This is a genomic window from Actinoalloteichus hoggarensis (genome assembly GCF_002234535.1).
Classification (GTDB): domain Bacteria; phylum Actinomycetota; class Actinomycetes; order Mycobacteriales; family Pseudonocardiaceae; genus Actinoalloteichus_A; species Actinoalloteichus_A hoggarensis.
Window position 1 is genome coordinate 3,796,190 of the sequence record NZ_CP022521.1, and the last position, 19,884, is coordinate 3,816,073.

The 19,884-nt window shown below is 73.1% G+C and carries 14 protein-coding genes, 1 pseudogene and 1 riboswitch; of the genes and pseudogenes, 10 read left to right on the forward strand and 5 right to left on the reverse strand.

Annotation, left to right across the window (positions count from 1 at the left end):
* Positions 1–656: 656 nt before the first annotated feature.
* Both AHOG_RS16260 and AHOG_RS16265 read right to left on the reverse strand, forming a co-directional pair.
* Positions 657–1,670, reverse strand: coding sequence for a LacI family DNA-binding transcriptional regulator (locus tag AHOG_RS16260; protein WP_157736857.1), 1,014 nt, complete (start codon positions 1,668–1,670; stop codon positions 657–659).
* Positions 1,671–1,782: 112 nt separating this feature from the next.
* On the reverse strand, positions 1,783–2,025 hold the full coding sequence (locus tag AHOG_RS16265; RefSeq protein WP_093942122.1) for a hypothetical protein: 243 nt from the start codon (positions 2,023–2,025) through the stop codon (positions 1,783–1,785).
* A gap of 310 nt (positions 2,026–2,335) precedes the next feature.
* Between AHOG_RS16265 and AHOG_RS16270 the strand changes: the two genes are divergently transcribed.
* From AHOG_RS16270 to AHOG_RS16290, 5 genes are all read left to right on the forward strand, one after another.
* A complete protein-coding gene (locus tag AHOG_RS16270; protein ID WP_245856262.1) occupies positions 2,336–3,547 on the forward strand; it encodes a cytochrome P450 in 1,212 nt (403 codons plus the stop codon).
* A gap of 406 nt (positions 3,548–3,953) precedes the next feature.
* On the forward strand, positions 3,954–4,148 hold the full coding sequence (locus tag AHOG_RS16275) for a ferredoxin (RefSeq protein ID WP_093942124.1): 195 nt from the start codon (positions 3,954–3,956) through the stop codon (positions 4,146–4,148).
* Between the two features lie 666 nt (positions 4,149–4,814).
* Positions 4,815–4,952, forward strand: a riboswitch (cobalamin riboswitch).
* An 88-nt stretch (positions 4,953–5,040) separates the two neighbouring features.
* Entirely contained in the window at positions 5,041–5,622 is a 582-nt protein-coding gene (locus tag AHOG_RS16280; protein ID WP_093942125.1) for a hypothetical protein, read from the forward strand.
* On the forward strand, positions 5,622–7,205 hold the full coding sequence (locus AHOG_RS16285) for a prenyltransferase/squalene oxidase repeat-containing protein (RefSeq protein ID WP_093942126.1): 1,584 nt from the start codon (positions 5,622–5,624) through the stop codon (positions 7,203–7,205). Before AHOG_RS16280 ends, AHOG_RS16285 begins: the two co-directional genes overlap by 1 nt.
* Positions 7,205–8,077 (forward strand): hypothetical protein, encoded by an 873-nt coding sequence (locus AHOG_RS16290; protein ID WP_093942127.1) that lies wholly within the window; start codon positions 7,205–7,207, stop codon positions 8,075–8,077. The genes AHOG_RS16285 and AHOG_RS16290 overlap by 1 nt, the downstream gene beginning before the upstream one ends.
* 876 nt (positions 8,078–8,953) lie before the next feature.
* Here AHOG_RS16290 and AHOG_RS16300 read toward each other — a convergent pair.
* Positions 8,954–9,820 carry a UbiA family prenyltransferase gene (locus tag AHOG_RS16300; RefSeq protein ID WP_245856263.1) on the reverse strand — a complete coding sequence of 289 codons (867 nt, stop codon included), beginning with the start codon at positions 9,818–9,820 and terminating at the stop codon, positions 8,954–8,956.
* A gap of 592 nt (positions 9,821–10,412) precedes the next feature.
* Here AHOG_RS16300 and AHOG_RS16305 point away from each other — a divergent pair.
* The 3 genes and pseudogenes from AHOG_RS16305 to AHOG_RS16315 all read left to right on the forward strand — a co-directional run.
* Positions 10,413–10,583 (forward strand): annotated as a pseudogene (locus AHOG_RS16305) (MarR family transcriptional regulator); the annotation flags it as partial.
* 200 nt (positions 10,584–10,783) lie between these two features.
* Positions 10,784–11,299: an isoprenylcysteine carboxyl methyltransferase family protein gene (locus tag AHOG_RS16310; RefSeq protein WP_093942129.1), complete on the forward strand. Its 516-nt coding sequence runs from the start codon at positions 10,784–10,786 to the stop codon at positions 11,297–11,299.
* Complete coding sequence (locus AHOG_RS16315) at positions 11,296–12,333, forward strand: NAD(P)/FAD-dependent oxidoreductase (RefSeq protein WP_093942130.1); 1,038 nt, start codon at positions 11,296–11,298, stop codon at positions 12,331–12,333. The genes AHOG_RS16310 and AHOG_RS16315 overlap by 4 nt, the downstream gene beginning before the upstream one ends.
* 842 nt (positions 12,334–13,175) lie before the next feature.
* Here the strand turns inward: AHOG_RS16315 and AHOG_RS16320 are convergent.
* Complete coding sequence (locus tag AHOG_RS16320) at positions 13,176–14,441, reverse strand: type III polyketide synthase (protein WP_211290415.1); 1,266 nt, start codon at positions 14,439–14,441, stop codon at positions 13,176–13,178.
* 437 nt (positions 14,442–14,878) lie between these two features.
* Here AHOG_RS16320 and AHOG_RS16330 point away from each other — a divergent pair, with 437 nt between their 5' ends.
* The gene (locus AHOG_RS16330; RefSeq protein WP_245856264.1) at positions 14,879–15,973 is read left to right on the forward strand and encodes a CobW family GTP-binding protein; all 1,095 of its coding nucleotides are present in this window, start codon (positions 14,879–14,881) and stop codon (positions 15,971–15,973) included.
* Positions 15,974–16,311: 338 nt separating this feature from the next.
* Here AHOG_RS16330 and AHOG_RS16335 read toward each other — a convergent pair whose 3' ends face one another.
* On the reverse strand, positions 16,312–17,442 hold the full coding sequence (locus tag AHOG_RS16335) for a methyltransferase domain-containing protein (protein ID WP_093942133.1): 1,131 nt from the start codon (positions 17,440–17,442) through the stop codon (positions 16,312–16,314).
* A gap of 729 nt (positions 17,443–18,171) precedes the next feature.
* Here AHOG_RS16335 and AHOG_RS16345 point away from each other — a divergent pair.
* Positions 18,172–19,368, forward strand: coding sequence for a helix-turn-helix domain-containing protein (locus AHOG_RS16345; protein WP_093942135.1), 1,197 nt, complete (start codon positions 18,172–18,174; stop codon positions 19,366–19,368).
* Positions 19,369–19,884: the final 516 nt, after the last annotated feature.

Sequence of the window (19,884 nt, forward strand, 5' to 3'; positions counted from 1 at the left end):
CGGCGGCGATGTGACGGCGGCGGCCGATCACGGCGCGGGTGTGGAAGCGGGTCCGTGTCGCCGCCGGACTGATACGCCCGAGAGAGCGAGATCTCCGGCCGCCGGGGCCTGCCGACGGCGTGATCCCCGACACCGCCGCGCCCATCCCCGTCGCCATGGTCGCCGGAGGCGCGGCGGTGGCCGTGACAGGCGGCATGGCCCCCGTCGCGTCCGTCCACGGCGTCCCGCGCGATCCGAACACGCTGCGCGTCGACCGTTCTCCTTCGGTCTCTCGGTCGATTCCACGGCCCCGACCGACTCCCGGGAACCGGCTGGTCTCGCGGCACCGGCTGATTCCCGCGCACCGGCTGATCTCCAGACGTCAGGCCGGTCGACGACGATCATCCGGTGTTCGACGGGATGCCGAGTCCCCGCCCGCCTGCGGCCCGCCCGCGCACCGGCGGTGGTCCGTGTCCCGAGACACCGTCGCTGGACGCGGCGACCGGCTTGTCAGGTCCGCCGCGAACCCGGCACGTACCTCTCGGCCGCCGCCGAAGCTCCACAGGCGGCCGGAGCGCCGCCCCGCCGCCATCGGCACGGACAACACACTTGTCATGATCGTCTTCGGCCGCTGCCGGGAGCATGGCGGCGGCAGGCGGGCGGGGGACCGCGACGACTCAGAAGATGCGGCGGCCGGGCACGGGCGGTCCGCTGGACTCGCGCACCGTGAGACGCACCGCATCGGGCAGCGGGACCGAGTCGGCACGTCTGCCGCGGAGCGCGCCGAGGGCGATCTCGGCGACGTACCGGCCGAGCGCGCGATTGTCGATCGCGACCGTGGACAACGACGGCACCAACAGGCGTGCGACGGGGGTGTCGTCGAAGCCGAGTACCGACAGATCCGCGGGGACCCGAAGGCCGCCCCGCAACGCGGCGGACACCACGGCGGCGGCGAGTTCGTCGTCATAGCCGCAGATCGCCGTCACTCCCTCTCCGTCGACCCAGTCCCGCACGATGGCCGCGGCACCCGCGACGTCGGGAGCGATCAGCGCCGTCCTCGGCGCGCCCAGCCCGTGGGCCGCACAGGCCTGCCGCAGGACCTCGGCCCGTAGGGCCGCCCGTGCGGCGAGCCGAGGCTCGGCCGGGAGCACGCAGCCGATCCGCCGATGCCCCGACTCCGCCAGGTGGCCGATCTGAAGTGCGACGCCCTGTGCGGCAGGCCAGAAGGCCGCCACCGGGCGGTCGCCCTCCGCGGGCAGGACGTGTTCCACCCCGGCACGTCGCATCGACAGCACGTCGGCCGCCGAGAACGGCTCGAAGCCCAACACCACCTCGGGCAGCAGCACCGACCACAGCGGCACGGCCGTCTCCACGACGTGGTGGTGCACGACCAGTTGATAACCGGCCTCGGCCAGCTGCACGGTGGCGGCTTCGAGGAGTTCACGCAGCGCGTGACCCACCGGCAGATCCGGCAGCACGAGCAGGACGATCCGACTGTGACCGCTGCGCAGCGCGCGGGCACCGCCGTGCGGCTGGTAGCCGAGTCGCTCCGCCGCGGCCAGGACTCGCTGCGCGGTGGCCGAGGAGATCGACTGTGAGGACGTCCGGTTGAGCACGAAGCCGACCGTCGCCCTGGACACGCCCGCCTCGGCGGCCACGTCGGTCGCCGTGATCCGTCGTCCCGCCCTCATCCCGGTGTGCACCTCGTTCGCCACCGCACCCCCGACTGCTCCAATCGGGCAATCTTAGCTGCTCGCCGGTACTAGCACGTGCTAGTTTCGGGGCGTCGACACACTGTCGTGATCACGGTTCGGCGCCGACGACCACCGGCTCCGACGGGGAGAAGACTCGCCCGTCACCGCCGTTCCACTCGATCGATATCTTGCCTGAATAGAACATCTGTTCGATAGTCGCGTCATGGTCGATCACCCGCTCGCCGTACTCGGCGTATTCGCCGTACTCGCCGTATTCGCCACACCAGTCATGCCCGCCGCGGTCGCCGTGTTCATCGTGTCGGCTGCCTCTCGCCACGCGTTCGGTTCCCACGCCTGTCTCCGATCACACGGCGCGGTCCAGCTCCATCACACGGACCCGTCCTCCGGTCGCCCGACGCCGAACGCCGTCCATGCCCGAGACCGAATCGCCGAGTCACCGAACGCGATCAGCCGTCCCGACCACCGCACCGACTGCTCGTCCGGCCCGCTCGGCCCGGGCCGCCCGCGAAGCCGAGCGGTCTGCTCCCCGGAACCGGGCCGCGTTCGAGGGCCGCCGTCACCCGCCCATCCCGATCGATCAACAGCCGAAGTGCAGACCTGGCGAGCCCCTCGCCCGCGCCGCCGTCCAAGGAGGACCACCAGTGACCACTGCGGACCGACAGCCGCTCGACTACCCCTTCGCCCTGCCGACGGCCGACGAGCCGCCGCCGGAGTGGGCACGCCTACGCCAGGAGTGTCCGGTCGCCGCGATCCGACTGGCCAGCGGTGACGAGGCGCTGCTGCTCACCCGCTACGAGGACGTGAGACAGGTGCTCGGCGACCCTCGTTTCACCCGCTCGCTCAGCGCGGACGACGCCGCGCGCGTCACGGCCAACGAATCCGGTGGCATCTTCGGGTCCGCCAGCGCGATCGACGCCTCGACGGACGCGCACCAGCAGTGGCGCAGGCTGGTCGGCAAGGCGTTCACCGCCAAGCGGATGTCTCAGATGCGGCCCGCCATCGAGGCGATGGCGGCTCGGCTGCTCGACGAGATGTGCGCACGGGGGGCGCCCGCCGATCTGGTCGCCTCGTTCGCCTTCCCGTTACCGGTCTGGGTGATCTGCGATCTGCTGGGCGTGCCGGATTCCGACCGCGACCGCTTCTCCTACTGGTCCGACACCATGCTCAGCCTCGATCGGTACGAGCAGACGGAGATCGACAGCGCTCAGCAGGAGTTCGGCGAGTACTTCGCGGCCCACATCGCGACTCGGCGGGCCGAGCCCGGCGACGATCTGCTCAGCGAGCTGATCGCCGTCACGGACGCCGCCGACGGCAGGCTTCCCGAGGAGCTGCTCATGCTCACCGGGCAGGGTCTGCTGGTGGCGGGGCATGAGACCACGGCGAACATGATCTCGAAGATGGTGGTGCTGCTGCTCAGCGAACGGAGCCGGTGGACGGCGGTGGTCGAGGATCCGTCGTTGGTGCGTACAGCCGCCGAGGAGGCGCTGCGGTTCGACGCCAACGCCGGCTTCGGCCTGCCCCGCTATCTCACCGAGGAGATCGAGGTCGGCGGCCGGACGATGCCGCGGGGGACGACGATCGTCACCAGCCTCGCGTCGGCGAATCGCGACGAGCAGGTCTTCGTCGATGCCGACGACATGGACCTTCGTCGTGCACCCAATCCGCACCTCGCCTTCGGGGTGGGTCCGCACTCCTGCCTCGGGCAGGCGTTGGCCCGTACCGAACTCCAGGCCGTGCTGAGTGTGCTGGTGCGGAGGCTGCCCGGTCTGGATCTCGCCGTCCCCGTCGAGGAGCTGCCGTTGCGTAAGGGGCTGCTCGTGGGCGGGCTCGAACGGCTGCCCGTGCGGTGGTGACGGCCCGCTGGCCGCGGAACGCGATCCGCGGACGCCTCTGATGGGCGGAGGTTCGCCTCAGGTCCGTGGCCGACCGGCGTCGTCGGCGGGCAGCGGCACGGGGGAGTCGGAGACCGCCCGTGGGCGAGCGCCCGTGCGGCGGCACGACTTCTCGATCCCGCGCGGCGGACACGGTCTCCGATCACCGCGGGGCGTCGGCGCAGGGCGTCGGCGCGGGGCCGAATGCGGCTCCGAGTGGGGGTGCGGCAGCCTGTGCCGCTCCCGAGCCGGCCTGGCGCCCTTGCTGCTCAACGGCGACTTGATCGCTCAACGGGGGCCTTGTCGCTCGGCAGCGGGCCGGGTCGCTCAGTACGGTCTCCGCCTCGGTCGGCCTGCGCAGGTCGACTCCGATCCGAAGGGATTGCCGATGCATGTGGACGTGGACACCGAGAAGTGCTGTGGTGCGGGCCAGTGCGTACTGCTCGCACCCGAGGTGTTCGATCAACGCGAAGAGGACGGCATCGTCGTGCTGCTCGACGCCGAGCCTGCCGAAGAGCAGCACGGACCTGTGCGGGAGGCGGCGGCCGTGTGTCCCGGTATGGCCATCTCCCTCACCCCGTGAGCACCGGTCTGAACCTCCGGCTGCCGAGGATCGACACACCGGACCCACGTCGATGGTCGGCCTGACGACACCGCGGCAGGCGGGCCGCGACAGCGATCCGACAGGGCGGAGGCCGCGAGACCACGCAACCACGCCGCTGTCGGCGCGTCGGACGGGACCGCGACGCGATCCGATTCCGATATCGACCGACCGGGGCCTGTCCCGCCGGCGAGCGTCGACGCTCGTGTCGCGATCCGGCGGCGGCGGAGGTCGAACGCCTTCCGGGGTCACGGCGGCGTCCGGTCAGTACGTCGCCGCCACCACAGCGCCTCCACCACAGCGCGTCCGACGGAGGCGTCGCCCTGCCGACGGGTAGGCGGGAGAGCCGACGCGCTCGGCCGGCTGCGCCGATCGTGCGATTCGCGCGCCGCGCCGGAGGCGCCGCTCTCTCGGGGCGGCGCGTCGTCCCGGGTCCGCGGGGTCTCACCACCATCCAGGACGTCACCACGCGCGCCTGTACCGCGTCGGGCGAAGCTCCGTACGACCGGGGCGGCCGCGGTGCTCCCCTGGGGGCCGTCCGTCTCCGCTCGGTCCCCCAGCCGGTGCACGGTGTGCTTTCGACGTCGGTGTGAGCCCGCGGTGAAGACGATGTCTTCCTCCGCGTCGTCCGATGGGCTACCGTCGAGACGTCGTCCCTCCACAGGGGACGAATGCACGACGCCGTTCGACGGGGGAAGCCGGTGGGAGTCCGGCACTGTCCCGCAGCCGTGAGCATCCGAGTCCTCGGGTGTGAGTCGGAATGCCCGTCAACGGTTCTGTTCAGCTCCTCTGTCGCGGTGTGCAGACCGGAGCTTCGGTGCCCCTAAGGCGGGTCCGGGCTGCGGTGTGCCCGAACCGAAGGGAACTCCAGGACATGTCCTCGAGCCGCTCCGTCCGACGTCGTCTCTTAGCCGGTCTCTTCGCAGGTTCGCTTCTTCTCTTCGGCGGCACCGCCGCCGCGGCCGTCCCGGCCGAGACCTCCGCCGCCGACTCGGCCGCCGTCGTCTTCGCCGAGGGTCCCTGCACGGGCCCGACCGGTGTCACGGTCGTCGTCGACTTCACCGGTCACGCGGGCGGCGACGTCGTCCGGCACTGCACCGAGAGCGACCCGGCGACGGCCTTCGCCGCGCTGGCCGGGCTGGGTCTCGCCCCCGAGCACGGCATCGGCCAGGGCGAGGCGGGTCCCTACCAGTACCTGTGCCGGATCGACGGTCTCCCCTCGCTCGCCGACGATGCGTGCGACGGCTTCCTGCCCAACGCGCCGTACTGGGCGTTCTGGGTGCCGAACGCGACCGCCGATGCGTGGGGTTACGCCGATGAGGGCGTCGACACCTACGACCCGCCGCAGGGCGACGTCCTCGGCTTCTCCTTCGGTGCGGGCACCGCGGCCGACCCGAACGAGATGAGCCTGACGCTCGAGGAGGCGCTCGACCCGAACTGGACGTCGACTCCCTGATGTTCAGGTCCCTTCTCGGCCTGACGGCGGGAGCGCTGCTCCTCGTCTCAACGGTCGTCCCCTCTGCTGCCTCGGCCGACCCGGCGTTCGACGTCGGGTCGGCCGAGGCCGGTACGGCGGCGGAGTTCCTGGAACGGGAGCTCGTCCGGCTCGACTACGTCTATCCCAGCGCCATGCCGGGGACCCCGGACCCTGGTCTGCAGGCCGACGCCCTGTTGGGGCTGTATGCGGCAGGTCGAACGGGAACCACCTTCGATCTCGGCGTCCGCGCACTGCGCGACATGTACTACAACGGCAATCTGGCCAACTCCGGCGTCATCGCGAAACGCCTGCTGGTGGCCCTGCGTGCCGGGGTCGATCCGACGAACTGGGGCGTCGACTCCAATGGGGACCGGATCGATCTGGTGGACCGGCTGGAATCGACGCTCGACGTCGACGGCCGTTACCGCAACCTGAACGCGGGTGACTACGATCCCCGCCGAGATCTGTCGAACACGTTCTCCCAGGCGTTGGCGCTGATCGCCGTGGACGAGTACGCCGCGCGCACCGGGACGCCCGTCGACCAGCGCGCCGCCGTGGACTACCTCCTCCGCCAGCAGTGTCCGAGCGGCGGCTTCCGTCCGAACCCCCCACCGGAGGACGTCGGCTCCCGCTGCTCCGAGGCCGACGACAAGCTCGTCAGCGTCGACAACACCGCGATGGCGGTCTGGGCGCTCGCCGAGGTCGGCGGCAGTCCCGGCGCGCTGGACCGGGGTGTGCGCTGGCTGCTCGACCGTCAGCATCCCGACGGCGCCTTCGGCTTCGACTCGTCGTCACCGGAGTTGATCGCCTCGACGCTCAACGCCAACAGCACCGGGCTCGCCGCCCTCGCGCTCACCGTCGCGAATCAGGCCGGACCCGCTGGACGCGCGGGCGGCTGGTTGACGTCGATCCAGCTGGGCAACGGCGTCGATCCGGGCGCCATGATCGGCGCCGTCTCCTATTCGGCACGCGACTATCTGGACGCCCAGGTCGACGGGCCGCTGTACTGGAGCCGCGCGGGCAATCAAGACCGGCTGCGGCGGGCGACGGCACAGGCGCTGCTGGGTCTGTCGGCGACCCCGCCCGCCGAACCGCCCGACTCGCCGACGGTCCCGCCGACGACGAATCCGCCTGGTGAACCAGGTCCGACCGGCCCCCCCGGTGCACCCGGGCAGCCGGGACAACCCGGCGCGCCGGGACAGCCGGGCCTTCCCGGGCAGCCGGGCCTGCCGGGTGAGCCGGGACATCCCGGCTATCCGGGAGCAGCCGGAGACGCGGGGGCGCCAGGACTCGGTGGGGCGCCGGGTTCGGGGGCCGAACCACCGAGCGCGGTCGCTCAGACACCTCGGCCCGAGCCGCCGCCCGCCGTCGCGCAGGCGCCGTCGCCCGGTGGCGAGCCGACCGGACAGGGCGCCGCGCCGGAAACCTCGCTCGCGTCCTCGGTGAGCGACTTCCTACGCAGTCCGGCGGGCCTGACGTCCTCGGCGGTGGTGGCGTTGCTGCTGGCCACGATCAGTTACCTGCTGATCAGCAGGCCTCGACGACGGGGCGGTGCGGTGTGATGAGCCTCGCCCGTCTCGTCACGGCGGGGCTGCTCGCCGCGGCCATGCTGATCGCTCCGACCCCCGCCCCGGGCGCCGCGCAGACCTGCACGACCGAGACCGGCGTCGTGGTGGTCGTCGACTTCGGGGCCCTCGGCGGCACCGTGTCCCGCTGCGTCCCCGGCACCCCGGACACGGGTTACGCGGCGCTGCAGGAGGCCGGCTTCCGGCTCGCGGGGACCGCGCACGACGGCGCCGGGTTCATCTGCCGTATCGACGATCGGCCGGGGCCAGAACAGGAGCCGTGTGACGACACGCCCTCCGGGAACGCCTACTGGTCGTACTGGATCGACGAGGGCGGCAGCGGCTGGTCGTACAGCACGCGCGGCGCGTTGGCGTCCTATCCGACGGCCGATCGGGTGGAGGGCTGGTCCTTCGGTGCGGGCGAGCCACCGGGGATGACGGCGGCGGCGGCCAGGGCTCGGTTCGCCGCGGGCGGGGATGACGGCGCGCCGAATCCCGGTGATCCCGCGCCGCCCGCCGCGCCGGGAGATCCTGCGCCCGGCGGCGCGGCCGACCAGCCGCGTCAGCCTGCGCCGCCCCCCGACGGCCGGCCGGCCCCGACGGACGTCGAGTCCGGCCGGGGTGCGCCGGATTCGGGCGGTCCCGAGGACACGGACGGGGAAGGACCGTCGGGGGCCGAGAGCACGCCCGCCGCCGAGGGAGCGAGCGGCCGAGACCCCGCCGGCGCGGCGGAAGGCACCGAGCAGACCGCCCAGGAGGCCGCGGAGACCGGCGGCGTGCCGTGGGCGACGATCATCGCCTTCGCCGCGATCTGGGTGCTGGGCATCGGCGCCGGGATCATCGCCCGCCGTCGCCGCGCGGCCGAATGACGCGTTCGGCGATCGACGTCGCGCGGCGGCCGGGCGGTGGTGCGGCCGTCCGGCGCCCGGCCGGCTCCGGGCGGTGAGCCGCGGGGCAGGCCTAGCGGCCTGCACGGCCTCCCGCCTCCCCGTGCGGGGCTGTCGGCGCGGGGAGCCGCACGTCGCCCGACCTCGGGGCGACGTCGCGGCGACTCGCCGAGGCGGATCGACGTCACGGCCCCGGAAGCCGGTCTCCGCGGGAGCAGAGCGCATCATCGCACCTCGGCGCCGCACCCGCGGCCGGGCGCGCGAAGGTGGTGCCACGAGTGACTGCGCACCGGCCACCCGAGGCGCCGCCGTCGTACGAGCGGCGGGACCGCGACGGCCCGTACACCCCGTCAGCCCGCTCGGCGAGACGGCGTCGAACCGACTCGGCGGTGGGCCGGAGGTCCGCGGCCGGGAACGCGCGGTCATCGGACGGCGGCGAGCGCACGGCAGTCCCGGCCCGGCGGTCTTCGCCGTCACGAGGACAGCCGTGTTCCCGCGTGGGGTTCGCCGGCGAAGGCGGACAGGAGGTCGGGGACGTCGCATCGGCCGGGGCGCATCGCCCGGCCGGGTCGTCCGCGGGCGGGGACCGAACGCCTGGTCGGTTCGGCGGCGGCATCCGCGCCGAACTGCTCCGGCCGGGCCGACAGGCCGGACACGACGCGGAGCCGCCGTCCCCCTCGCCGCGTGACACCGCGCCGTCTGGACACCTGCGGGTCGTCACACGACGGTGGAGCCGTCGAACAGGAACAACACGTTCACCAACGCGGCCGTCACCACGACGACGCGGAATCGCCGCTGATTCCCACTCTCCGCCCGTCCCCGCGCCATCCGTCCCCGCGCCGCCCGGCACCCGGGTCGTCACACGACGGCGGAGCCGTTGAACAGGAACAACACGATCGCCAGGGCTGCCGTCAACACGGCGGCGCGGAAGGGTCGGCGGCTGTCCGGGGCGGCGGGGATCGCCGTCCCCGCGATCGCCACCGCCGCCGCCACCGCCGCGATGAGCAGACTCGGCAGTCCGATCCGTCCCGGGGTCCCCACCAGCAGCACGCCCACGGCGGCGAGCATCACCAGCGGCGTCAGCGTCCGGCAGGCGGTCCGACCGATGCGCTGCGGGAAGCCGCGGACCCCCGTCACCAGGTCGCCCTCGATGTCCGGCAGCGCGTTGACCAGGTGTGCGCCCATCCCCAGCAGTGCGGCGGCGACCACCGCCCACCAGGCGGGCCAGGGAGCGCCCGGCAGGCCGAGTGTCACGAACGCGGGCAGACTGCCGAAGCCCACCGCGTAGGCGAGCGGGGAGAGCACCGTGCGTTTGAGGCCGACGTTGTAGGCCCAGCCGGCCGCCACCATGCCGAACAGGTGCACCGAACCGGCGATCAGCCCGTTGGCCAGCGACAGCGGGATGCACACCAGCACCGCGATCACCGCGGCGACACCGACGGAGCGCGGCGACAGCAGGCCCGCGGCCACGGGCTTGTCTCGGCGGCCGGTGGCGAGATCGCGGCGGGCATCCCACGCGTCGTTGGACCAGCCGATCGACAGCTGTCCGGCCAGCACCGTGGCGGCGACCAGCACCGAGCCGCCCACGCCACGGCCGATCGCCGCGGCGAGCACGGTGGTGAACAGGGTGACCGCCACGGCGGGCTCGGGATGGGCGCTGCCCAGCAGCGCGCTCAGGCGGGCGGTCGGGGACACCGACGGGGCTGATCGACGCTCCAGGTCCACCAGCCCAGTGATACACGCGAAACGCCGTCATCCGCCCGATCGCCACGCCGACACCCTGTCTGCTTCGCCGCCCGTCGACGCCGGCCGTTCTGATCGACCGGACGGCGCGGCACCGATCCGATCTCGCGCTTGAAGCCGACGCGGGCGTCACGATGCGTCTGCTGCGACTCGGTCTGTCCTACGGCAGGTCGACACACCGTCCACGGCGACGAGCTCCATCGCAGGGCCGCCGCAGGGCCGCGAGTCCGCGCGACGGGCCGGAGTCGATTCCGCCGGACGCGCCGAGAACACCCGAACGCTGAAGCCGATCACGGCCGCACAGGCGCGTCGGCCACGAGCCGCACCGGGTGCACCGGAAGGAGGCGGCAGGCACCGCCGCCCGGGTGACAGGCCGCACACAGTCCGAGGTGGTGGCCGGCAACGACCGTGTCGGCCGCCTCGGAGACGGCGGATCGGGGTGAGCGTCATCTCGGCGGCCGCCTCGCCGCCACGTCCGCGGCTCGCCGCCCACGGCAGAGCCATCGCCCAACCGCTCGCCGAGGCCGTCGCCGCCGTCCCCATCGACGTCGCGGGTGCCGCGATCAGAATCACCATCAGCACCGATCGTCCCGCCGAGCGGGCCTGCCACGACCTCGGGGACGACCCTCTCGCGTCGGGCCGGCAGGTCTGCTTCGCGCTGTCGGTCGCCTCCCGGTCGGTGATCGGCGTCTACCGACCGCTGTCGGAGCCGCTGGGACTCGCCCACCCGCGGTGCCTCGTCATGCGGTCCGAGCGACCTGATCCGGCAGGGGCGGGCACGCACCCGCCGGACGATCGCATTGGACGGATGCCGGTCGGGACGATCCGGCGCCTCGGCCGGCGGATCGGCGTGGCGACGGGAGGCGGGGGCGGGACGATGCCGGTTATCGTCGACGGGAAGATCCGCACGAGACCGGTCCCGACCTTCGACGACGGGTAGTCCCCATGCTGTTCTACACCCTCCTCGTCCTGGCCGTCGCGCTCGAGCGACTCGCCGAACTCGTCGTGGCGCGGCGCAACGGCCGACGCAGCCTGGCCCGCGGCGCGGTGGAGTCCGGCCGAGGCCACTACCCGGTGATGGTCGCGCTGCACACCGGGCTGCTCGTCGCCTGCCTCGCCGAGGCCGCGCTGCTGGACCGGCCCTTCATCCCCGCGCTCGGCATCCCGATGGTCGTGCTGGTGGTGCTGGCCCAGGCCTTGCGCTGGTGGTGCATCGTCTCACTCGGCGACGCCTGGAACACCCGCGTCCTGGTGGTGCCGGGCGCGGAACCGGTCCGCGGCGGCCCGTACCGCCTTCTCCGACACCCCAACTACGTGGCGGTGGTGGTGGAGATCGTCGCGCTGCCGTTGGTGCATTCGGCCTGGCTGACGGCGGTGGTGTTCACCCTGGCCAACGCGGCGCTGCTCACGGTCCGCATCCGCTGCGAGGACAAGGCTCTGACACAGCTCGCGACCGTATGAGGCTCGATCACGACCTGCTGATCGCGGGCGGCGGACCCGCCGGGCTGGCCACCGCCCTGTACGCCGTCCGGGCCGGGCTGCGGCCGGTGGTGCTGGAGCCGCGTGCCGCACCGGCGGACAAGGCCTGCGGCGAGGGGTTGATGCCCGGCGCGGTGCGGGCGTTGACCGCGCTCGACGTGGCGGTGCCCGGACTGCCGATCGAGGGCGTGCACTACGTCCAGGGTGCCCATCGGGTGCGGGCGGCCTTCCGCGCCGGTCCCGGCCGCGGGGTGCGCCGGACCGTGCTCCATGCGGCGCTGCACGAGGCGGTGCTGGCCGCGGGCGTGCCCATCGTGTCCGCCCGAGTCGACGAGGTGCGGGCGGACGCGACGGGGGTGACCGTGCTCGGCCCGGATCTGCGCGGCCGCTGGCTGGCGGCCGCCGACGGGCTGCACTCGCCGACGGCCCGCGCCTTCGGTCTCCGAATCGAGGATCCGAGGCCGGCCCGGTACGGCCTGCGCAGACACTTCGCCGTCGCTCCAGGCTCGCCGGCCGTGGAAGTGCACTATGGAACGTTCGGCGAGGCCTATCTGACTCCGCTGGGCCCCGACCTGACCGGTGTCGCCCTGCTGACCAGCCGCCGAGCGTCGTTCGACGAGCAGTTGGGCGGGTATCCCGCGCTGGCGGAGCGGTTCCCCTCGCAGCTGGCCGTGACGGCCGTCCGCGGTGCGGGGCCGCTGCGGCAGCGGATGCGACGACGAGTCGCCGCCGGCGGCCGTGTGCTGTTCGTCGGAGACGCGGCAGGCTATGTGGACGCGCTGACCGGCGAGGGCATCGCTCTCGCGCTGGCGGGGGCGGCGGCCCTGGTCGACAGCCTTCGCCGAGGCAGGCCGCAGGACTACGAACGATCCTGGTCGCGGGCGACCCGACGGCACCGACTGCTGACGGAGTGTCTGGTGGCGGCGCGGCGGAATCCCCTCACCGCGAGCAGGATCGTCCCCGCCGCCACGCGCCTGCCCGTGGTCTTCGGCGCGGTCGTCAACGCGCTGGCGTGAACGGAGGTTGATCGACCATCGAGGCGGAAGGGGGGCGCGTCGACACCCGACCATCGGTCCATCGCGGAGCCCACCCGGGATGACGCGTCACAGACGAATGACGCCCGAGCCGCACCGCAGGTCACCAAGGGCAGGCCCCGCAGGTGCAGCATGTGCGGGGGATCGGGTCGAGGTCGCGCTCGACGTGCGCGATCTCGCGTGGGCCCCGCGCAATACGGGGGTGTCCGGCGGCCTGCTAGGCGACGTGGCCGACGGGGCCGCGGGCCCGCAGGACCGCACGCGCGGGGGTGATCCGCTGCCGGGCTACGCGTGGGACAGCCGCGCGGCGTAAGCCCCGCACCCGCAGGGTCGAACCGTTCCTCGCGGCGTCAACGCGGTCCCGATCGAGGTGGTCCCCGTGCGGGGCGGTGACTCGACCCAGGTTCGCCTCACCCCCGCCCATCGGTGGCGCATAGGCCCGGCGCGCTCTGGGGTGGAGGCCGCTCGACATGAAGCCGACGAGACGAGGGTGATTCCCGGCACCTGCGGGGACAGCCCGAGCCAGGACGCCGTGCACAGATCGACGCCGGCAAGCCCCGCGCACTCCGGGCCGCCCCGCGGACCCGGCCGTCGCTCTCGCCGGCATAGCACCCGCGCACCCGGAGACGATCCGTCCGCATCGGGAACGAGACGACCGGCGGACATCCGACCGTGACCACCTCACTCCTGCAAGGTCACGAAGTGCGCCCGAGCCGCCGCCCCTCACCCTGCCGTGCGTCGGCGACCGTGCCGGGCCCCGCCGCCGGGCCCCGCGATCGGCGCGACCCAGGCCGTCCGCAGCCCGATCACGTCGGGAACTCCGCTCACCAGCGGAGCAGGACCAGCTCCGCGCAGAAGCCTGGGCCCATCGCGAGCAGCAGGCCAGGGGTGCCCCCGGGCGGGAGCGGTTCGGCGAGGTTGCGACGCAACACGTCGAGGACGGACGCCGAGGAGAGGTTGCCGAGGTCCGCCAGCGACGCGCGGGTGTGCGCCAGCGCGGTCTCGGGCAGTCCGAGCGACTCGGTGACGGCGTCGATGACCTTCGGTCCGCCAGGATGGCAGATCCACGTGCCGACGTCCTCGACCGTGAGCCCGTGATCGGCGAGGAAGCCGAAGACGTCCTTGCTGAGGAAGTCGCGGGCGATGGTCGGGACGTCGGCGGAGAGCACGAGCCGGAAGCCCCCGGTGCCGATGTCCCAACCCATGACGTCCTCGGTGTCGGGGTAGAGCCTGCTGCGCGTGGCCGTGATCGCGGGAAGCGCCTGTCTCTCGTCCGTGAGCCGGATCTCCGGGCCGCCGTCGGGCCCGGCCGCCGTGGCCGATCCCCGAGCGGAACGGCCGGCCGCGGGGGATTCCGCCGCCTGCCCCGCCGCGGGGAGCCGCGCCGACCCGCCTGTCGTCCGGCGACGGCCGCCGAGCAGCACGACGGCGGCCGCGCCGTCGCCGAAGAGGCTGCTGCCGACGACGTTGGCGACGGAGACGTCGTCGCGTTGGAGGGTCAACGAGCACAGCTCCACGGACAACAGCACCGCCACCTGGTCCGGCCACGCTCGCAGGTAGTCGGCCACCCGCGCGATGCCCGCCGCGCCCGCGACGCAGCCCAGGCCGAAGAGCGGAACTCGTCTCACGTCCTCCCGGAACCCGAGTCGCCCGGCCAGGCGGGCCTCCAGCGAGGGAACGGCGAGGCCGGTCACCGTCGTGGACACCACCAGGTCGACCTCGTCGGGCCGCACCCCCGCCTCGGCCAGCGCACGGCGCACGGCGCGCTCGCCGAGGTCGAGTGCCGCCGCCAGGTAGGCCTGGTTGGCCTCGGTGAAGCTCTCGAGCGACCGAAGCCGATCGATCGGGACCGCGAAGTGCCGCGTGTCCACTCCCGAGTTCGCCGAGATCCGCTCCGCCGCCCGACGTCGCGGACTTCCGACCGGCAGGAACTCGTCGACGAAGGCCGCCAGGATCTCCTCCTGGCGGTAGACGTGCTCCGGCAGGGCCGTGGCGGCCGCCGCGATCCGAGGAGCCGGGGTCGGCCACGCCTCGGCGTCGCTCCCCTGCTCCTCGTGATGACCGCGGCGCGTTCCCGTGACCTGAGACATCGACATCCTTCCCGCTCGCGTCGCCGACCCCCGTCGAGCCTGGGCCCGAAGCGGTCTTCCGGTGCGATGGGCACCCGATCGTGTCCCGGTACCGCGCACCCGTCCTCCGCCGCGGGCGGCGGATCGGCGCCGACCGGCCGCTCCGCCGCCGACGAGGGAGAAGGTGGACCGTCGCCCTTCATCATCCACGGGTTCTCGTCGCACGGCAGTCACGCGGGAGCCGGATCGGCCGGTGTGGGCGAAGCACGGTGGTGGTCGGCGGCCGTCAGGGGCGGCCGCGACGCCGGAACCCGCGTGCCGGGTGATGCTGTCGGGTGATCCCCCGAACCGGTGGCGGAGCGCGCGCCCCGCCCCGAGCACGGGGCGTGCCGGGCGCGATGATCTGCTGGGCGTCGACGCCTCGCGGGGTGCGCGGGGCGGGAGGAGAGGTGCGCGTGGTGGCAGGCCGGTCAAGGAGACGGATTCCCGTCGTCATCGTCGCGGGGTTCCTCGGTGCGGGGAAGACGACGCTGCTCAATCACCTGTTGACCAACCGCGCCGGGGTACGGATCGGTGTCCTGGTCAACGACTTCGGCAGTATCGAGATCGACGCGATGACGGTGGCGGGTCAGGTCGACTCGATGGTCTCGCTCGGCAACGGCTGCCTCTGCTGTGCCGTGGACACCAGCACGGTGGACGAGCTGCTCGACCGGCTGGCCCGCCCGGCCGCCGGGATCGACGTCATCGTCATCGAGGCGAGCGGCCTGGCCGAGCCACGCGACATGATCCGGCTGGTGTTGGCGAGCGAGAACCCGCGGGTCGAGTACGGCGGGCTCGTCGAGGTGGTCGACGCCGCCGAGTTCGAGAGCACGCGATCCCGTCATCCCGATCTGGGCACCCGGCTGTCCCTGGCCGACCTCGTCGTCGTCAACAAGTCCGACCGCCTGCCCGCCGAGGGACGGGCCGCCCTGCTCGCGTCGGTGCGGGCACTGGGCGGCGGCACGCCCGTGGTCACGACCTCCCACGGTCGGATCGACCCCGAACTCCTCTTCGAGCCGCCGGAGCGCCCGCGCCCCGAGGAGCGCTTCGGCCAGCTCTCCTTCGACCAGCTCGCCCCAGGAGGCGCCGAAGGGTCCGCGCGGACGAGTGAGCAGGCGCGGCGAGACCACCAGGAGGACGGCTGCGTCGACGAGTCGCACCTGCACCACGGCTATCAGACGGTCTCCTTCAGTTCCGTGACGCCGCTGCATCCCCGTCGGCTGATGGCCTTTCTGGACGATCGGCCACCGGGGCTGTACCGGACGAAGGGCTTCGTCTACTTCGGTGTCGCCGGGCACCGGCAGAAGTTCAGTCTGCATACCGTGGGCGCGTTCCTGCGCTTCCGACGTTCTCGGTGGGCGGCGGGCGAGGATCGCGCCACGCGGCTGGTGCTGATCGGCTTCGGCATCGACGTCGAGGCCGTGCACGCGGCGCTGACGGCATGTCTGGAACCGCGTCCCGCCGGGCTGACCGAGCAGGACATGCTGCGTGTGCTGACCTTCGTCGAGCCCTGACGGCCGTCCGCCTCGACACCGGCCCCGGCGGCCCGGCACGCAGACGCCCGGCGCGGCGGAACCCGGTTCCGCGACTCTCGACGGGCAGGACGCGACGTCGCACGCTCTCCGCGGGATCCTCTCCACACGATCCGCGACGCCCGACCAAGGACGCCCGACCCCCGCGGTCGGGTTCGCCCCGACGTCGCGTCGTCCGCACGCCGCGGCACACGCCCCGGCCCTGCCCCTCGAAGAGCCGGGAGACGACGTCGCGTGCCGCGGCGGATCGGCGCGACCGAGGCGAGACGTCCGTCCCCGAGCGGCATCCGTCCGCTACGGACGCCCGCTCCCCACGCGGTTCAATCCAGGACGAGCACCGGGTGCTCCGGGCAGTCCAGCCACAGCGTGTGGACCCCGTCGGGCGTGATGGTGAGCCCGTATCGGGCGGGTTCCGGCCTGCCGTGCTCGTTCCACAGCTGGGCGATCCGCATGTAGTCGTCCCAGAGGTCCCGGACGCCGCCGTGCACGATGGCGGCACGGGACGAGCCGATGAACCGGGCGCGGGCCCACGAGCCGGTCGCGGGATCGCCGAGCACGTGTGCCTCCCCGCCCCCATCGTGTCGGATCACCTTGTGCACGTCGGGATGCACCAGCGCCCGCAGGCATTCCAGCGGGCGAGCACCGAGGTAGTCGGGGAATCCGTCGATGCGGACGGTGCTCCGCGCGCCCTCCTCGGTGGCCATCTCGACGATCTCGCGGCCGGTCGGCGTCCGATAGGCCGGATGCGGCCGGAGGCGCATGAAGGCCGCGTAGTCGGTGAACGGGCCGGTGGCCCGCCCGTCGGCGTCGACGGTCAGCCGCGCCAGGGCATAGCCGAGATTGACCAGGATCACGCCGTCCGGGGCGACCTGGCGCAGCCAGGAGGCGGGCACCCTGGCGACTCCGCAGGTCGCGATCAGCCGGTCGTACGGCGCGTACTCGACGACGCCCTGCGTGCCGTCGCCGATGATCAGGTGCGGGTGGTGCCCGAGCCCGTCGAGCGCGTCGCGGGCGCGGACGACCAGGCCGGGGTCGATGTCGATGCTCGTCACCGTGTGGTCTCCCAGGACATGGCAGAGCAGCGCGGTGTTGTAGCCGGTGCCGGTGCCGATCTCCAGTACCGAGTGTCCCTGCCAGAGGTCCAGTCGTTCCAGCATCAGGGCCATCAGGCTGGGCGTGGTGGAGGAGCTGGTCGCCGTGCCCCCCGCGTCGCGCTGGGTCAGCAGGTTCGTGTCGCGATAGACGGCCTCCAGCGCGAGGGGCCGGTCGACGGCGAGGTCGAAGAGGGTCTGCTCCCCGGTGGGACTGCTGATGATGAAGCGGTCGACGAAGGCCTCCCGCGGCACCGTGCGAAACGCCTCCAGCCAGCGACGGCTCTGGAGATAGCCGCTCGCCCGCAGCGAGTCGGCCAGCCGGTGGCGGAGTCGGTAGCTGTCGACGGTGGTGATCATGTGCACGCTCCGATGAGTGTCCTCGGCCGGTGGCGGCCATGGCACGGGATGCGAAGGTCCCGGCGGGCCTGCCGTCGGTGTGGTGGCTTCCAGTGGCCGTCGGGCCTGGGCCTGCGGCGACGGGCTCGGCGGTGGGGGCGAGGGCTCGGCCGCCTCAGCGGCGCCGGAACCTCGTTCTCGCCCGGCCCGGCGGAGGGATGTACGCACCTCGCGCCGGACTGCTTCCCACGGCGATCGCGACGGAGGTGCGGGCGGGCGCGGGCGGGTCCTGTCGCGGCGGCGGGCGGTTCGCGAGGTGGGACGCCGAAGCGCACCGGGGGGCGGCCGCAGCGGAGCCGCGCGGAGTCGCCCGCGGCGACGCCGGGAACCGCGTCATGACGCGGTGCGCGCCACCCGACGGGTTCACGGCCGCCGGAACGGCGGAGCGTTCCCGTCGTCGCCCGATGATCTCGGCGGTCGGCTGCTCTTCCCAGGTCATGGCGCACGCACGCCGAGGACGACGATGGATCGACTCTGGACGAGCGAATCTCGGTCGATGAGACGGGTCATGGACTCCCCCTTGATTGACACGCACAGTGCTCGTGCGGACACTCAGAGTGTCCATCCTGGTGGGCTCGCGAACATTCACAGTCCATGCACAACCGCCTACCCTGTGAAGTCAACCGCACGGGTCCGCCACTCCACGAGTCCCCGTCACGGGGGCGCGACCAGAAGAGAAGAGACGTAGTCATGGTCGAGGACGCTTCCCATGTCGGCGCCGCCATTCGTCGCGCACGACTGGCCGCCAACCTCACCCAACCCCGGCTTGCCAGGCAGGCCGCCGTCTCACTCAGTCTTCTCGGCAAGGTCGAATGCGGCGATCGCGTCGCGACACACGCCCTGTTGACCGCCGTGTCCCGAGCCTTGAAGATCCCGGTCGAGCGCCTCACCGGCCAGCCCTACGCCGACAACCGTCGGGATGAACAGACCCACCGCGCCGTGGAGGCGTTACGCACGGTGCTGCGGCACTACGACCTGCCCGGCGACATCACGCCCCGCCCGCTTCCCGAGCTGGCCGCCGACGTCGAGTGCATCGCGCGCATGCGGCGCAATGCCCAGTACGGCGCGCTCGCCGCGCGGCTGCCGTCGCTGGTGGAGGAGCTGACCGCCGCGAGCCAACTGGCCGGGACCACCGACGTGCCCCAGGTCTTCGGGCTGCTGGTCACCGTCTATCACGCCACGCACACCCTGCTGCACCGACTCGGCTACGCCGATCTCGCGGAGTCGGTGGAACACCACCTCACCCAGGCCGCCCATCGGGCGAGCGACCCGCTGGCAGGCGGGCTGGCGCACTGGGCGCGGGTGCAGAGCTTCCAGTCGGCGGGCGACTACGCCCACGGGCTTCGCCTGATGGACACCGCCCGGGCCGAACTCGACGACACCCTGAGGGCACCCGACGAGGCGGCCATCACCGTCTACGGCAGCCTGCATCTGCGGTCGGTCACCCTCGCCTCACGGGCGGGCGACGCGGACACGGCGCGCTCGCACCTGGCCGCCGCCCGTGACCTGGCCAAGGACCTGAACACCGACCACGTCCACTATGGACTCACGTTCGGGCCCGCCAACATCACCACCCACGAGGTCGCCGCCCACGTCGAACTGGGCGACGGCGCGGCGGCACTCACCGCCGCCACCGGATGGGCACCGCCGCGCACGATGCCCAGGACCCGACGGGGACACCACCACCTCGACCTCGCACGGGCCCATCTGATTCTCGGGGACCGGCACAGCTGCCTCAACGCGCTCCAACACGCGAAGCACATCGCACCGCAGCAGACCAGGCTGCATCCGATGGTGCGGGAGACCACGTCGGTGCTCATCAGTCTGTATCGGAGGTCGCATCCCGAGCTGTCGCACTACGCGGACTGGCTCGGTCTGACCGCCTGAGGCGGCCGAGGGTCGGCGGTCCGGCGCGACCGCTTCGGCGCGTCCGCTTCGGCGCGTCCGCGTCAAGCGCCGCCGGCCCTCCTCCGGTTCGTCGACGGGGCCGACGGGCAGGGCGGCCTGAGTCCGGCGATGCCTCCTCGATGGTCGAGGGCGCCAGGCCGCGGGCGGAGTCGGTCGGCCCAAGCCGCCGGTGCGCGCGGGCGGTCATCACGATCCGGCCCGGCGGGCGGGAAGCGGCGTTCAGGCGGCTGCCGTCGGCTCACCCGCGTCGGCCGCGGCGGGCGAGCGTCTCCCGCGGAACGCGTCGCACCGATGGCCCCCGGCCGGACCGACGACCATGCCGACGGCTCGGTCACCGGGCCGGCGCGCGCGGTCGGGGCGGTCCGTGCCCCGTCGGGCCACGGGATCGACGGCGCGGGAGTCGGCGTCCTCGATCAGCCTCGACGTCGCCGAAGCCCGGGGCGGGCGTGTTCTGCGGCGCCCGGCGACGTCAGTCACAGCCCGCCGAGACCGCCC